This is a genomic window from Psychrobacter sanguinis (assembly GCF_020736705.1).
GTDB lineage: Bacteria > Pseudomonadota > Gammaproteobacteria > Pseudomonadales > Moraxellaceae > Psychrobacter > Psychrobacter sanguinis.
In genome coordinates this window covers 2539755-2555972 of sequence record NZ_CP085990.1, presented here as the reverse complement: position 1 = coordinate 2555972, position 16218 = coordinate 2539755, and the positions used below count along the sequence as shown (strand labels likewise).

Below are 16218 nucleotides of genomic sequence, written 5' to 3'. Positions count from 1 at the left end.
TTATCAACGATAGATACTTCGACTAAGTCAGGGTATTGTTCTTCATCGGTAATCGTACCGATACCGTTATGATCTAATGTGGCATTAACAGGGCTACTTAAGACAACATTAAAAGTTTCGTCTTCTTCATCATAAACATCATCTCAAATAGGCACTTCGATAGTCTGAGTAGTCTCGCCTGGTACGAAAGTTACTGTTCCGCTTAATCCAGTATAGTCTGCACCATTGATTGCTGTACCATCCTCGGTATTAAAACTAACTTCTACTGTTTCCGTACTCGGATGTGACAAAGTAACTGTAAAGGTAGCAACAACGTCTTCTCCCATGAGACTTTCACTCACAGTGACATCATCAACACTAATACTTGGCATCATGTCTTTGTCTATAATGACTGTATTTACCGTATCGTCATTACCAAGTTCCGCACTACCTGTTACCCCAGTAATAACCACATTGTAATTTTCATCGCCTTCATAGACGCCGTCATCATTGATACCTACTTCAACCACAACACTCAATTGACCTGCGGGTATGGTGACTGTGGCAGTGGTAGCACCGGTGAAGTCGTTACTATCTGTGGTTTGATTTTGAACTTCATAGGTAACCACAGTATCGGTATCAGAAGCCTTATCTAAACTAATGGTATAAGTGGCAGGGCCATTGTTTTCATTAACACTGCTATCTCCAGATAAAGAAACGATAGCAGGAGACTCTACAACCGCTGAGTCACTGCTGGTTTCTGAGGCATTTTCTAGGTAGTCAACAACCTGGGCTTTTACTTCGATAGTTTCGCCGTTAGCAGGTGCTGGATATTCTAATACCAAGCCGTTGTCTTTAATATTTTGGGTAATAACAATCATATCCACAGACCCATCAGGGTTTGTTACTATTAAAGTATCACCAACCTGTGTTTTTTCATGGACTTCGATTAAGACACCCACTGTTCCGTCCAACTCGCCTGCTGAAATTATGCCATCATTATTGGCATCCTCAGTAATGGTCACAACTGGAGGATTAACGGGAGGAGTAGGAGGAGGAGGAGGAGAATCATCAGAGCTGCCAATTGAAGCAATACCTAATGCGGCTAAAACAGGCAGTCCGCCTATCCACCATGGCTGTACGAATTCTTCACCACCCAGTGCATTGCCTTGTACCGCACCATTTTGAAGTTGGGTCACAAAATCAGTTTGTTCAGCACTATCAGGAATGTAATAGTAAGGTTCACCCTCTTTTGACGCACCTATAAGCGCACTATTATTATTGGCAGTATTTTCTGTATAAAAGTCTTTGATAATAAGATCGTCTTCTGCACCGGTACGCTCAAAGGAAACCTTTAAATCGTTATCGACGCGCCGAGTGATAATATGGTCTGGGCCATATCCTTTGGCGTTATCAAAAAACTCATAGTTAGCATTCTTCGTAGCATTAATAACTGTTGGTCCGTTACCTGAAAGAGTATGTTTTGCAATTACTCCGCTTGAATCTACTGTTGTTACAATGATATTTTTCATTTTCTTTCCCTGTTGAATTTGAACTGATTTATGTTTGTTAGATAATTTCTTAAATTGGCCTGCTAAATCCTGTTCAACTAGGCCTTGTAATATTATTTTTGTTGTATTACTGCGACTACTCTACGGTTCATCTGTCTTCCTTCTGCAGTTGCGTTTGAAGCAATTGGCCGTGATTCTCCATAGCCAACCGCTTGAATTCGAGCGGGACTGATTCCGTATTGATTAATAAATACCTCTTTGACTGCCTGAGCACGACGTTTTGACAAAGCGATGTTGTAAGCATCGCTTGCATTACTGTCGGTATGACCCTCGATAACTACAGTCGTATCTGAATACTTCTGCATAAACTCGGCGGCAGTAGACAGGTCGCGTAGGTACTGAGGTTTAACCACTGATTTATCATTATCGAAAAGGACTTGAAGGTTTATGGTGACTTTTTCTTCTAAAATAGGAGCACTAGGGGGCTGAGGCTTGGGTTGTGGACGAAGCGCACAGTTTGGAATAACTTTGCTTATTTGATGAGATTGATAGGTCATGCCAGCCATAGCAGCACGGGCTTGATCCTCAGAAACGCGTTTTGATTTTGCAACGCGGTTTTTATTCACGTTTATTTCGTAATATTGAGTCTCCTTATTTTTGAGAGTTGAAGTGTTATGTTTTAACAATAAGTCATTGGTATTTAGCTCAGAGGACCTGTTACTCAACCGGTTGTCCCCAATGCAGGAATAAACTGTGGTAAAACTTCCAGGATGTAGGCTTACCTGATAATCATCGTTTATCGCGATATTGACCCCTGTCCTTGAGTCATCTTCATCCATAGGCCTATAGAAGACCAGTCGGGTTGTGCCCTCAGGAGTTGGTGTATTTAAAATAGTATCTACATCGACAACTTTATTGGGATACCAAGCAACATTGTTTACTCTAACCATTCCCTCTTCAGTAGCACATCCTTGCAACATAGAGGCTACCAATAAAGTGCCAATCCATCTTTTGGCTGATATTTTCACAACAAACTCCTTAATATTTGCAAGCGAAACGATTCAAACGAGAGAGCAAACAATTTTTTGTAAGGAATAACCCTTAAACTAGAGCGCTTCACTGATAGATCCTTTATCTTAAAAGCGATCTCTGATTTGTTTTAATAGTTAGGACAACAGAGGTTAAGCATTCATTGCTGTTTTTTGCCCCTTTTCTACGCTTACTCTTCGTAATTAAGAGAGATAGTAAATTAAGCATGTCTTACGAAATTTATGCATAATTTCCATATCTTCCTACCAATAATACTTACCGGACTTATGTTAGGTAATGGTATAAAGCTACTAAAAGAATCAGGGTATGAACGGGGTCGAAGCCGATTCATCTAAATACCAATACACTGGCAAAGACAGTCATTGCCTATGGCTCAATTACCATAAAAATGCTATAGTTCTACTTCCATTCAGCCCTTTAAATTTTTGATAAAACCTCAAATAAAATAATTCAAATCATTTCATTAAGTCTTTGACAATATTGAGTTTTATCGGCACTAGGGTTATATCTAACCCACATTTCTATCCGGCAGTGGTGACTAACACTACTTAGCCCATTCCGCTTTTTATTTATTAAACAATCAGGTCGTTTATGGCGTTTGTACATTTAGGCATCCACAGTGAGTTCTCCATTACGGACTCTATTATTCGAATCAAACCTCTGGTAAAAGCAGCGGCTGCTGATGGGCAGATGGCGTTGGCTTTAACCGACTTATCGAACCTATATGCCACAGTAAAGTTTTATCGCGCCTGTTTAGATGCTGCGATAAAACCTATTATTGGTGCAGAGATTATTCTTGATGAAGAGTCGACACGATTGACTTTATTGGCGATGAATAATGAGGGATATCAGAGTATTACTCGTATCGTGTCGCTAGGATTCACTGATGGCCGTATGAACCCAGAAAATAGAGGCATTCCTATCGTTAGCAAAGAGCATTTGTTGGCCAATAGCGAAGGCGTTATTATTCTATTTACCGAAAAATCGGATGTGGGCCAAGCGCTAATGGGTGCCAATCCGGAACGAGGACATCAGCTGATAGCTGAGTATCAAGCGGTGTTCGATGACCGTTTGTATTTTGCGATAAAGCGTACCCACCGCGCTGGTGAAGATACGTTTATTGAACAATCAATTTTTGCCGGTCAACGTCATGGCATTCCTATCGTGGCTCATAATGACGTTCGATTTTTGACGGAAGAAGATTTTGACGCTCATGAAGCTCGTGTTTGTATCGCTTCCTCTCATGTACTCGCCGATCCCAATCGTCCCCATGACTATTCAAGCGAGCAGTACCTTAAGACTCAGGCACAGATGACCGAGCTGTTTGCAGATATTCCTCAAGTAATTGATAACACGGTTAGTTTGGCCAAACGCTGTAACGTTACTTTGACCTTGGGTATTAACGTACTACCAGAGTTCCCGATTCCAGAGGGAGAAACGATTGAATCCTTTTTCCGTTCGGAGTCACAACGTGGGCTTAACGCTCGTCTGGATAAGCTATATCCTGTTGAGGAGCGAGATGACACTTGGGATGAGGTTAGACGGCCTTATGATGAGCGCCTAGAGCATGAATTGAACATTATTTTAGAAATGGGTTTCCCAGGCTACTTTTTAATTGTTATGGACTTTATCCGTTGGGCAAAAGCCAATGGCGTGCCTGTTGGTCCAGGACGTGGTTCGGGGGCAGGCTCGTTAGTAGCCTATGCACTAAACATTACTGACTTAGACCCCTTACATTATGACTTGCTGTTCGAGCGTTTCTTAAACCCTGAACGTGTATCAATGCCTGACTTCGATATCGACTTTTGTATTGAAGGTCGCGACCGTGTGATTGAGTATGTTGCCAGTCAATATGGTCGTGAAGCGGTATCACAGATCATTACCTTTGGTACGATGGCGGCAAAAGCGGTGGTCCGCGATGTGGCCCGAGTCCAAAGTAAATCCTACGGTTTGGCAGATAAGATATCCAAACTTATTCCAAAAACCCCGGGTATTACTTTAAAGGATGCGTTACTTGAAGAGCCTCAATTAAAAGACTTACTGTCTAACCCAGACAATATGGATTACGAAGACGCCAATGAAATCTGGGAAATGGCATTAAAGTTAGAGGGCATTACCCGTAACGTCGGTAAACACGCCGGTGGTGTATTGATTGCCCCAAATAAGATTACTGACTTTAGTGCGATCTATTGTGATGAAGAAGGTCACCGAGTCAGCCAGTTTGATAAAGATGATGTGGAATCCGTGGGTCTGGTTAAGTTTGACTTCTTAGGCCTCCGTAACTTGACCGTCATTAATGCAGCGGTGAAAAACATTAATGCACGACGTGCTCGTGAACAAAAGCCGCCACTTGAGCTTGAAGATCTACCATTAGACGATAAGAACGCCTATAAGCTACTGCAAGAGGCGAAGACCACAGCCGTATTCCAGCTAGAAAGCTCGGGAATGAAAAAATACTTAGCGAAGCTGCAGCCCACCAACATTGAAGACGTTATCGCGATGTGTGCATTGTATCGCCCCGGCCCGCTAGATGCCGGCATGGTAGAGATGTACATTGACCGTAAGCATGGCCGTGAAGAGGTGGTTTATGATCACCCTAACTTAGAGCCTATCTTGGAGAACACCAACGGCGTTATTGTGTACCAAGAACAGGTTATGCAAATCTCGCAGGTAATGGCCGGCTATAGTTTAGGCGGCGCTGATATGCTACGCCGAGCTATGGGTAAGAAAAAACCGGAAGAGATGGCCAAGCAGCGTGATATTTTTGTTACGGGGGCGACAGCACAAGGCATCGACCCTGTGGTATCGGGCGGTGTCTTTGATTTGATGGAAAAATTCGCAGGGTATGGTTTTAACAAATCACACTCGGCAGCTTATGGGGTTTTGGCCTATCAAACGGCTTATTTAAAACATTATTATCCTGCTGAGTTTATGGCAGCGGTACTTACCTCAGATATGAACAACACCGATAACGTGGTGTTCTTTATCAATGACTGCCGTGAGAACTTCAATCTAACCGTTGACAATCCTTCGGTCAACCGTAGTGAATGGCACTTCGTAGCCGACAAGCCTACCAATATTATTTATGGTCTTGGGGCGATTAAAGGCGTGGGTGAAGGGGCAGTTGAATCCATTGTCCAAGCTCGCAGAGTGGGAGGTCCTTTTACGGACCTTTATGACTTCTGTCGACGAGTAGACATCAAGAAGGTGAATAAGCGTACGCTAGAAGCTTTAATTAAATCAGGTTGTTTCGATGACTTTGCCATTACTTTACGTCCCGACTTAGAGGATGATCAACATCATCAAATCCGTGGCGCGTTGATGGCGCAGCTCCCTAAGGCAGTGCAAGCTGCTGAGCAAGAGCGTCAAAACAATGAAATGGGAATGATGGATTTATTCAGTGAACTGGATAACGCCACCACTGCCCCACCTCTGCCTACGGGACCCGATTTAATCTGGGGCGACAAGCACCGTCTAAAAGCTGAAAAAGATACTTTAGGGCTGTATTTAACCGGGCATCCTATTGATCAGTACCGTAAAGAAATTGCGGTTTATACCAGTAACGCCCGTTTGGATAGTTTATCTGACACCGGCTACAATGGCAGTATCTTATTCGCTGGCTTAATTATGGATATTGCTAACTTCGGTAACCGCTGTGTCATTACTTTAGACGATGGAACTGCCAGACTTGAAGTCAGCTGCTATGCTGAACGTTTTAACCGTATCAAAGACAAACTAAAAGTCGATGAAGTGATTGTCATCAAAGGCGGTATTAGAGACCGTGACGGACGTTTATTTGCCCGTTTAGACAACGCTTATACTTTACTTGAATGCCGTCAGCGCTGGGTTAAAAAGATTAGTATCAAGATTCATAGCCAGGATACAAGACTGTTAGATTCTCTGCAGCCTTTATTAAAACCCGCTCAATTGGATATAATACCGACGATTGCTGCCCCTGCTTTTGAAGAAGAGACCGATGATAATGGTGCTATGGAGGCTTATTATAATGAGCAGGACGCTATGAGCATCTCACCTGTGCCCTTAAATCAAAACGATGGCTGTATCCCTGTGGCTCTAAACGTCTATACTGATTTTGCCATTGCTAGCGTTAGTTTGAATGACAACTGGCGTGTCTACCCCACTGATGAAAACTTAATGCAATTAGGTATTATTGTGCCTCAAGAAAATTTATATTTTCACTATTCTTGATGAGTTATCCCTAACGTACCATAGCTTTTGATTTATCAATGCCTGCTCATGCAGGCATTTTTATTCATCTGTTTATATCGACCAAATAGATATGACTATACCTGACTATATACAACCTACTATAAGAAAACTATGACCTCTACTGCCTCAAACAAACAAACAACCGATCGCTCAGCTTTAGATACCTCAGTGCTCAATCAGCGTTTACAAAGTATTCGAATTGTTATGGTTAATACCACCTTGCCGGCCAATATAGGATCAGCAGCGCGTGCTATGTTAACCATGAAATTAACAGACCTTGTGGTCGTCGATCCCAAACATCCGATTGATGAGGACAGTGTGGCCCATGCCGCGGGTGCAAAAAGTGTGTTAGACAATTGCACTGTAGTAGAGAGTCTAGAGCAAGCATTGTCGGATTGCCAATTGGTATTTGCTGCCAGCAGTCGCCAAAGGCACATCCCTCGACCTGTGGTTACCCCTGATGATGCCGCAAAACTTATTTTGTCGCGCCCCGCTGAAGATACTAAAGTTGCAGTACTGTTCGGGCGTGAAGACCGAGGGCTGACCAATCAGGAGCTCGCTATGGCAGATTATCATATCCAAATAGATGCCAATCCTGATTATCCGGTGCTCAATGTGGCCTCCGCCATACAGGTTATTTCAAGCTTTTTTTACAGTCGCTTTTTACAAGACGCTCACTCAAAGCCAACTGCCTCTAATCCTGCTACCTCACTGCCAAGCTTGGCGGACCATACGTCAACCACATCAGCATCTGATCAAGATGAGGGCAATAAAATAAATGTCATACAAAGACAAAACTGGGACGCGCCAGCCATTACTCAAGACCAGAAAAGCAATCTGCAAAGCCGTATCATAGAGTTGATGAAGGGTTTAGAGTTAGTAGAAAGCACAGAACCTGATACACTAAGAGAGCTACCCAACAGATTATCGCGCTTGCTGTCTAGGGTGCAGTTGGATCAAAAGGAGTTTGAGATCATAAGTTCTATTATTGCGAAGATCAAACGGAAGCTGTGAGTTAATATTTTCAAAACATGACATTATTAATCTATAATGTTTTTTATAAACGGTACAGTATACTCTATACCGCCCTTATACATTTTTGGGATGAGATACCACCAGCCTAATAAGAAATTAAAAACAGTGTCAACTTTACTAATTAACAATATAAGATAAGACATTCATATGAGACTAATTAAAGCCATTCAAAAAGCCAAAGCCTCATTGCAAGAGGACATCGCCGCCGTATTCCAACGGGACCCTGCGGCAAGAAACAGCATGGAAGTTTTACTGACTTACCCAGGTATTCACGCCTTAATACTGCACCGCGGTGCACATTATTTGTGGAACAAAGACTGTAAGTTCTCAGCACGGGCTATCTCTTATGGCTCTCGTATGATTACTGGAATTGAGATTCATCCCGCCGCACAAATTGGCAGACGTTTCTTTATTGACCATGGCATGGGCGTGGTCATTGGTGAAACGGCTAAAATTGGTGATGACGTCACCCTATATCATGGCGTAACTTTGGGAGGCGTGTCCTTAGGTCAAGGCAAGCGCCACCCTACGTTAGAAGATGGGGTTATCGTAGGTGCTGGTGCTAAGGTTTTAGGCCCATTCACTGTCGGTAAAAATGCAAAAATTGGCTCTAACGCTGTCGTGGTTAAAGAAGTGCCTGCAGAAGCTACTATGGTCGGCAATGCTGCTAGAATGATTGCCGCCTCTACGGACCCTGACTCAGAATCCTCCGCTCAAGATAAACCACAAGAAACTCCGACCAATAACGTACCTGATTGTCCAGATGACAATAAAAACTATGCCAATCAGCTAAGTACTAAACGCTTGTCTGAGCGTGTCGACTTTACTGCCTATGGTTTAGACCCAGACTCCGAAGACCCAGTTGCTGAAGCTTTCAGCAAAGTCTTGAGTCATATCCAGCAGTCTGAAACCCGTATCAATGAGCTGCAAACTGCTTTATGTAAATTAGACCCTACCTTTAAACCAAAAGACTGTGTGAAACTCTCAGTTGACGAGTTAGAAGTCATTAGCAACCAATAAGGCACTGTCTTATTTATAGCTCTAATTCGATCTTCTGTTTAACTGACATTTCTATTTAATTAGCTTTTTATCATACAACTCTATAAGTCCTACCCATTCATGATGTTTGAATGGGTAGCGTTCAGCCACGGCTATTATGCCTTCTGACTCAGTCATTATCGCTAATATATCGATATCAATAATCACCTGTCTGTTCTTAGGCTCTACTATAGACTTTAACAGCGTATCTACATCCAATTTATTTATTTGTTCTGCCTGATGAAAATCTTGCTGTATCTGTTTCTCAAACACCTTACTGGCTTTAACAAGTTCTCCCAAACTCTGTGGTGTTTTGCCATCATCATGGTTATGATTAGGGTCAAGCTGTAAATAACCACATTGATTGGTATAGTCAGGCTTAGGATTTTCTGGCGTCGCCGTATAGTCGGGATTGATATATTCAGTGGACCAATGAGCACTGACGGCCTCAGCTTCTAATGCATCTCTACTCAGCTTTAAATGATGTTGAGCCTTTTGATTACTGCCCAGCTCAACTATATACCCTACTGGCAGATACTCTGATATTTCGATAAGAGGTTTAATCTGGGAGATGATACGTAGATGATTGCAGTCTAAATTGGATAAGCTATTTAGATCACTTTCTTTGCTTAGGCTATTTTTATTTGTATCATTAATAGAGCTGTTTTTAGATAATTCATAATTATTCATCAGTAGCTGACCCCTCACACTTCTTTTAATTTAATACCACCCTAAGCCTAATCTTTAACCTAGTGAGTCGATTAAGACTTTAGTCTGTGGTAGCAGTTCTAGCGATCTGAACCGCCACCGCCTCTGCAGCCTTAATAGCCGTTGGTTTGGCCACGCTAACTTCAACTTGAGTGGTATTATATTTACTTAAAATGTGTGCCGCTATCAGCTCCGCTAAGCGCTCAATCAGTAACGCTTTGGTCTGCTGACACAGCTCAGTAATATCATCACAAACCTCTTTGTAATTAATCGCATCGTTAATGTCATCGCTTTTGCCCGCTTCACTGATATCAGTGGCCATAGACACATCAATCAGCAAAGGCTGCTCTATGGCCCTTTCCCAATCGAAGACCCCTATTACTGCATTGACTTTTAATCCTTTAATTTTGACAAAATCGGTACTGCCTTGTGGCTTATTCATGACATTCTTCTCATTATAATGGGGTTAACATAATGCGGATAACAACGATAGTTGATAGTTAACGGTTGAGCATTTAGTGTTGAATGAAAATTTTATACTGTATTCTCTTTTTTAAGCAGTTTAGAGGGTCTGTTTTGCCATAAATCAATACTGAATAAAAACAAACCAAACCAAATTAGGCCAAAAATCATTAATCTTTGACTATCGAAAGGCTCATGGTAATAGAAAACTGCTAGCAAGAAGATAATGGTTGGGGTTAGATAATTCATAAAGCTCAAAATGCTAAATGCCACCATTTTGGTTGATTTATTATATAACAACAGTGGAATCAGGGTGATAGGACCCGCTAACATTAAGAACCAAATGTCTTTGCTCCACCAAAAGGACAGCGATGAACTCGCGACATCAGAGCTCATAAACCACACAATACAAATGGGCACGAGCAAGGCAGTTTCTAAAAATAAGGAATCTAAAGCTTGTAGTGGTGTGCGTCTTTGCATCACCCCATAAACACTAAACGAAAGCGCTAAGACCAGTGATACCCACGGCAAATTACCCAGCATAACAACTTGAATCAATACTGAGGCAATGGCAAATGCCACTGCTAACCACTGCAAAGGACGTAATCTTTCTTGTAAAAACACCAATGACAATAAAATACCAATTAACGGGCTAATAAAGTACCCTAAACTGGCTTCTAAAATTTGATCCGCATTAACCGCCCAGACATAAGTTAACCAGTTGGTGGCAATAATAAGGCTGGATAAAAAGGTTATGCCGATTAAACGAGGACTGGCTTTAAGAGTATCAATCCATTGCCAGCGGTTGGTTAATACCAATACTAAGCTTAGACAAACAAAGGTCCAGACAATACGATGGCCAATAATCTCAACAGCATTGTATTGTGCCAACTGTTTGAAATAAAAAGGAAAGCTGCCCCATATAACAAAGGCAATTAAAGCGGTAACAATTCCCTTACTGGTGGTATGAACCACCGTTGTTTTTGGTTTGGCTGGCACGGCATTATTAGGGGTAGCTAAAGACATATAAAAATCCAAACTATGACTTACTAAAAGGGTGTGGAACTGTTTTTTTGATTATGAGCCATCCATTATATAGCCTGCAAATGAACCGCTGTGTATTATCTTTATTAGCATGACTGTATTAAAGCGATTCGATAAAAAATCAAAAAAGCAAAGCCATCCTGAGCGAGGATGGCTTTACCTGTATTTTACATGATGTGTTTTATCGCATCTACTTTTAAACTTACCGGCCTAAGAGCTGAGTGACCTTTAGACAGACTTAGTCTCGATACTCATACCAATCTTATTGCATAAGTCTGCAAACCCTGGGAAACTAGTATTCACTGTTTCAACGCCCTCAATCTTAATGGTATCAGTGGCTCTTAGACTTGCTACTGAGAAGCTCATAGCAATACGGTGGTCATGGTGAGAGTAAATCTCTCCGCCACCAAATACTGGCTCCCAGTTCTGACTGCCTTTGCCTTCGATGATAATACCGTCTTCAGTAATGGTGCAATCAACCCCCAATTGAGTCAAACCATCCGCCATAACCGCAATACGATCAGACTCTTTGACACGCAACTCTTTGGCACCGGTTAGTACAGTTTGACCTTCTGCGCAGCTTGCAGCGATAAATAATACAGGGAACTCGTCGATGGCCAATGGCACCAGCTCTTCAGGAATTTGGATACCTTTAAGTGGCGCAGACTTAATAGTGATGTCTGCCACAGGCTCGCCTCCTACGAAGGTCTCATTACTAATAGTAATGTCGGCATTCATAAGCTTTAAGATATCGATTACCCCTGTACGAGTTGGGTTCATACCCACTTTGGTGATGGTAATTTCACTGTCTTTGGCAATCGACCCTGCGACCATAAAGAAGGCTGCTGAAGAAATATCAGCAGGGACCGCAATGTCGCAAGCGGTCAGTTTACCACCGCCGACCACACTGATTTTATTGCCTTCAACTTCGACATCATAACCAAAGGCGCTTAACATACGCTCAGTATGGTCACGGCTGATTTCGGGCTGAATAACTGTGGTCTTACCTTCCGCCCACAAGCCGGCTAATAACAAACAAGATTTAACTTGCGCAGAGGCGACTGGCATGTCGTAAGTAATGCCTTTTAATTTACTACCGCGCTTATCACTACCGGTGATACTAATCGGTGCTGTGCCACGTTCACCTGTGGTTTGTAAGGTAGCGCCCATCTCACGTAAAGGTTTGGCCACACGCTCCATAGGACGCTTCGATAAGCTGGCATCTCCTGTTAACACGCTGTCAAATGACTGCGCTGCTAAGATACCAGATAACAGGCGCATGGTAGTACCCGAGTTACCCATATACAAAGGCGTACGACTGGGCTTAAGTCCATTAATACCCACACCATGAATGGTCACTTGGCCATTTTCTGGACCTTCAATGGTGACACCCATGTCTCTAAAAGCTTGTAGAGTGGCTAGCGCATCTTCCCCTTCTAAGAATCCGGTTACTTTGGTAACGCCTTCTGCCAAACTACCAAACATGATGCTGCGATGAGAGATTGACTTATCGCCAGGAACAGAAATACTGCCCTTGATAGACGTACTTGGGGTAATAATGTATGCACTAGAAGCATGAGTCGACGTTGTCATAGAATTATCCGTATTTGAAGGGTCCGTTAATTTTTTAGTATAAGGGGTGTTGGTCAGCATATGACCAAAGTGTTTTCGTGCTGATTGGGCTCGGCCCAGTAAACCAAGTAGTTCAGTAGAGTCTTCATCGTTAATTAAACTGCGTAACTTTGACAAATAAAGGCTGTATTCATCTAAGGCATTCAATAAAGCAGGTTTGTTGGCGATAAAAATATCATGCCACATCACTGGATCACTGGCAGCAATACGCGTGAAATCTCTAAATCCACCGGCAGCATAACGAAATATGTCCATATTGTCATCATGACTGGCCAGCTGCTCTACTAGATTAAATGCCAATAAGTGAGGTAAGTGACTGGTATAGGCCAACACAGCATCGTGGTGCTCAACATCCATCTTCATGACAGTCGCACCTACGCCTTGCCAAAGCCGAGATACTTTTTCGACAGCTTCTAAACGGGTTGTCTTTAATTCGCAGATAATCAGGCTATGGTCGACAAATAAATCACCCCGCCTTGCGGTATAACCAGACTGTTCTGCACCAGCAATGGGGTGTGCCGGCACAAACCCGGTGGGTAATTGTGTAAACGCAGCTTGGGCAGCTTCCACCACATTTAGTTTAGTACTACTCACATCACTGATTATGCAATCGGCTTCGATAAGGCCTTGCTGCATCGCTTGATTGATGTCTTTAAAGACAGTCGCCACAGTCTTTACTGGCACTGCCACTATGATACAGTCACTGCCTGCCACTACGTCAAATAGGGAGTCGCTACCGGCATCAATGACATTCTCTGCTATGGCAGCCTCAATACTTGGTGCATGCTTGTCTACCGCTACCAATCTGCCCACTAGCTGTCTGTCTTTTATTGCTTGCGCCAAGCTTGCGCCAATTAAGCCCAAACCTACTATACAAACCTGTTCAAACAGCATCACTTATTAACCTATTTTTATTATATTTTTAAAAGCATTATATTTTTAAAAGCTTTCAGCACTTTATTCTCAGTGCCCAAAGCCTATAGTTAGCTTTCAGTACTCTATTTTTAATGCTCGAAGCGATTACATAGACTCTAAAGTGTCACGCAAGGTGTCAATGAGTCGGGTATTATCCTCAGGTGTGCCCACAGTGATGCGTAACCACTCATCAAGGCCATAATCAGCTAAAGGACGGACGATGACGCCTTGCTGTAGCAGAGCTTGGCAGATACCTGCGGCATCCCCCACATTGACCATCACAAAGTTGGCATAAGATTTCACAAAGCCTAAGCCTAGCGCATCAAACTGCTTACAGATCCAGCGCATTTGACCGTCATTAATCTTGTGTACTTTAGCAATAAAGTCTTGATCCGCTAAAGCAGCGACCGCAGCCGACTGTGCCAATAAGCTGACGTTGAATGGCTGTCTGATACGGTTTAATAAGTTTGCCACGTTAGGATGACTTAATGCGTAACCCACACGCAGACCTGCCAGCCCATAAGCTTTGGAGAAAGTTCTAACGATAATGACATTATCAAAATCATCAATTAACTGGCGATTATTACTCTCTGGGCAATATTCGATATAAGCTTCATCAAGCACGATTAATACATGAGAAGGCACCTGTTCTACAAAGTGCAAAATATCTTGTTTGCTTAATAAAGTGCCGGTGGGATTGTTGGGGTTAGCAATGAATACCATACGGACATTTTGATTCTGCTGTACTGCTTCTAACATTGCCTCTAAGTCATGACCATAACGCTTAGCGGGTACTTCAATACCTGTGGCACCAATCATCTTCGCTAGCATTGAATAGACAATAAAAGAATACTCACTGTAGACAATCGCATCGTTATGACTGACAAAGGTACGCGCAATAATATCCAATAAGTCATTAGAGCCATTGCCCAACGTGACCTGAGTACTATCAACATCGTTAAAATCAGCCACTGCCTGCTTTAAATCAGAACCATTGCCATCGGGATAACGGGCCAGCTGATCAAGCTTCTTAGTAATGGCCAACGTCACATAAGGCGATGAGCCCAAAGGGTTCTCGTTACTGGCAAGCTTTAGTACATCATTGACCTCGTCTTCACGCTTAATATCTTCCACAGACTTACCTGTTTGATAAGCTTGTAGCTTTGAAATGCTCTCGTAGGCGGGAGTCAAAAATGTTTTTTGGGTCATCGTATTACCTAATTTATAACCGAGTTTAAAAACAAGTAGCCAGTAGGCTGATTAATGGGACAAATAAAACAACTTTCTAAATAACGGCTTGAGGATAAGAGCCCAAGATTCTGACATCCCTGACTAACGGGCGAATCTCTTCAATAGCTGCTTTTACATTTTCATCTTCAATATGACCTTCCATATCGATAAAGAAAACGTACGACCATTTATTAGGGCGCTCAGGACGGGTCTCAATACTGGTCATTGATACACCATGCTTAGACAGGGGCTTCAATATTTCAATAAGCGCACCAGCTTTGTTGTGTGCAGAAACCAAAATAGAGGTTTTGTCCTGACCTGATGGGGCGATATCTTCACGACCAATGATTAAGAATCGAGTGGTGTTGCCTGGATTGTCTTCAATGTTTTCATGAAGTTTATGTAGCCCATATTCGGCTACCGCCACATCCCCTGCAATCGCCGCTGAATGCCATTCATTTTGCAATCTACGTGCCGCTTCCCCATTACTAGATACTTGAACACGCTCAACATTGGGATAGTTCACATCTAGCCAATGACGGCATTGTGCCAAAGACTGTTGATGAGAGTAAATACGACTTAAGCTGTCAATTTTGGTGTGTTCAGCAACCAAGAAGTTTTGATGGATAGGCAGCTCTACTTCACCGATAATTTTTAACGAAGAATTTAAGAAACCATCTAAAGTATGGTTAACCACACCTTCAGATGAGTTCTCTACCGGCACCACCCCATACATAGCTGAGCCAGACTCAACTTCACGGAAAACATCGGTAATGGTGGTTAAAGGAACAGTGGTAGAAGCTTTACCAAAATGCTTTAAGGCAGCCGCATGGGTAAAGGTGCCGACCGGCCCTAAGAAAGCGATTTTTTGCGGGGCTTCTAAGTCTAAGCACACTGACATAATCTCGCGGAATAAGCGGGCCATTTTTTCATCGCTAATAGGACTGTCTGAAGCTTGATTGCGCTTCATAATGTTCTTTAATACTTGAGCTTCACGCTCTGGGCGATAAAAAATAGGATTTGAATCCACCTCATCTGCGTGTTCTTTTTTGAAGACAGCCACTTCTTGAGCAAGCTTGGCACGGTTACTAATCAGCTGTAAAATTTCACCATCCACATGGTCAATTTTTTGGCGCAGCTCAACCAAAACATCTTCTGGCGCCGTGAACTGCTCCTTAGCAGGTGTGGTTTTACTATTATTATGGTTATTATCGTTATTTGTTGACGAAGTCATAAAAAAGCCTATGGGTCATGTTATGATAATTGGATACGTTACAAGTCATAATAAAGTAACTATAACAAACTTACGCCCTGTTAAGATAGCGTCGTTTGAGTTGTCGATACACTTACCTCCCATTTTAATCAAAAGTTTGGGGCGTTAAGT

The 16218-nt window shown here is 42.5% G+C and carries 11 protein-coding genes; 3 read left to right on the top strand and 8 right to left on the bottom strand.

The window, feature by feature from the left end:
* Nucleotides 1-143 precede the first annotated feature (143 nt).
* Together LK453_RS10850 and LK453_RS10845 are read right to left on the bottom strand one after the other, a co-directional pair.
* The gene (locus LK453_RS10850; RefSeq protein ID WP_201542002.1) at nucleotides 144-1511 is read right to left on the bottom strand and encodes a Calx-beta domain-containing protein; all 1368 of its coding nucleotides are present in this window, start codon (nucleotides 1509-1511) and stop codon (nucleotides 144-146) included.
* Between the two features lie 92 nt (nucleotides 1512-1603).
* Nucleotides 1604-2518 (bottom strand): OmpA family protein, encoded by a 915-nt coding sequence (locus LK453_RS10845; RefSeq protein WP_201530127.1) that lies wholly within the window; start codon nucleotides 2516-2518, stop codon nucleotides 1604-1606.
* Between the two features lie 613 nt (nucleotides 2519-3131).
* On the opposite strand from LK453_RS10845, the gene dnaE reads away from it, so the two are divergent.
* The 3 genes from dnaE (at nucleotide 3132) to cysE (ending at nucleotide 8825) form a co-directional block, all read left to right on the top strand.
* Nucleotides 3132-6749, top strand: coding sequence for a DNA polymerase III subunit alpha (gene dnaE / locus LK453_RS10840; protein WP_201542003.1), 3618 nt, complete (start codon nucleotides 3132-3134; stop codon nucleotides 6747-6749).
* Nucleotides 6750-6881: 132 nt separating this feature from the next.
* The gene (locus LK453_RS10835; protein ID WP_201542004.1) at nucleotides 6882-7784 is read left to right on the top strand and encodes an RNA methyltransferase; all 903 of its coding nucleotides are present in this window, start codon (nucleotides 6882-6884) and stop codon (nucleotides 7782-7784) included.
* A gap of 168 nt (nucleotides 7785-7952) precedes the next feature.
* On the top strand, nucleotides 7953-8825 hold the full coding sequence (gene cysE / locus LK453_RS10830; protein WP_201542005.1) for a serine O-acetyltransferase: 873 nt from the start codon (nucleotides 7953-7955) through the stop codon (nucleotides 8823-8825).
* 51 nt (nucleotides 8826-8876) lie between these two features.
* On the opposite strand, the gene LK453_RS10825 is transcribed toward cysE, so the two are convergent.
* The 6 genes from LK453_RS10825 to pheA form a co-directional block, all read right to left on the bottom strand.
* The gene (locus tag LK453_RS10825; RefSeq protein WP_201542007.1) at nucleotides 8877-9533 is read right to left on the bottom strand and encodes a hypothetical protein; all 657 of its coding nucleotides are present in this window, start codon (nucleotides 9531-9533) and stop codon (nucleotides 8877-8879) included.
* A gap of 79 nt (nucleotides 9534-9612) precedes the next feature.
* Nucleotides 9613-9993 (bottom strand): dihydroneopterin aldolase, encoded by a 381-nt coding sequence (folB, locus tag LK453_RS10820; RefSeq protein ID WP_201542009.1) that lies wholly within the window; start codon nucleotides 9991-9993, stop codon nucleotides 9613-9615.
* Between the two features lie 92 nt (nucleotides 9994-10085).
* On the bottom strand, nucleotides 10086-11039 hold the full coding sequence (rarD, locus tag LK453_RS10815; protein WP_201542011.1) for an EamA family transporter RarD: 954 nt from the start codon (nucleotides 11037-11039) through the stop codon (nucleotides 10086-10088).
* 246 nt (nucleotides 11040-11285) lie between these two features.
* Nucleotides 11286-13583, bottom strand: a complete 2298-nt coding sequence (locus LK453_RS10810; RefSeq protein WP_201542013.1) for a bifunctional prephenate dehydrogenase/3-phosphoshikimate 1-carboxyvinyltransferase — start codon at nucleotides 13581-13583, stop codon at nucleotides 11286-11288.
* A 126-nt stretch (nucleotides 13584-13709) separates the two neighbouring features.
* On the bottom strand, nucleotides 13710-14813 hold the full coding sequence (gene hisC, locus LK453_RS10805) for a histidinol-phosphate transaminase (RefSeq protein ID WP_201542015.1): 1104 nt from the start codon (nucleotides 14811-14813) through the stop codon (nucleotides 13710-13712).
* 76 nt (nucleotides 14814-14889) lie between these two features.
* On the bottom strand, nucleotides 14890-16068 hold the full coding sequence (gene pheA / locus LK453_RS10800; RefSeq protein WP_227674456.1) for a prephenate dehydratase: 1179 nt from the start codon (nucleotides 16066-16068) through the stop codon (nucleotides 14890-14892).
* Nucleotides 16069-16218 lie beyond the last annotated feature (150 nt).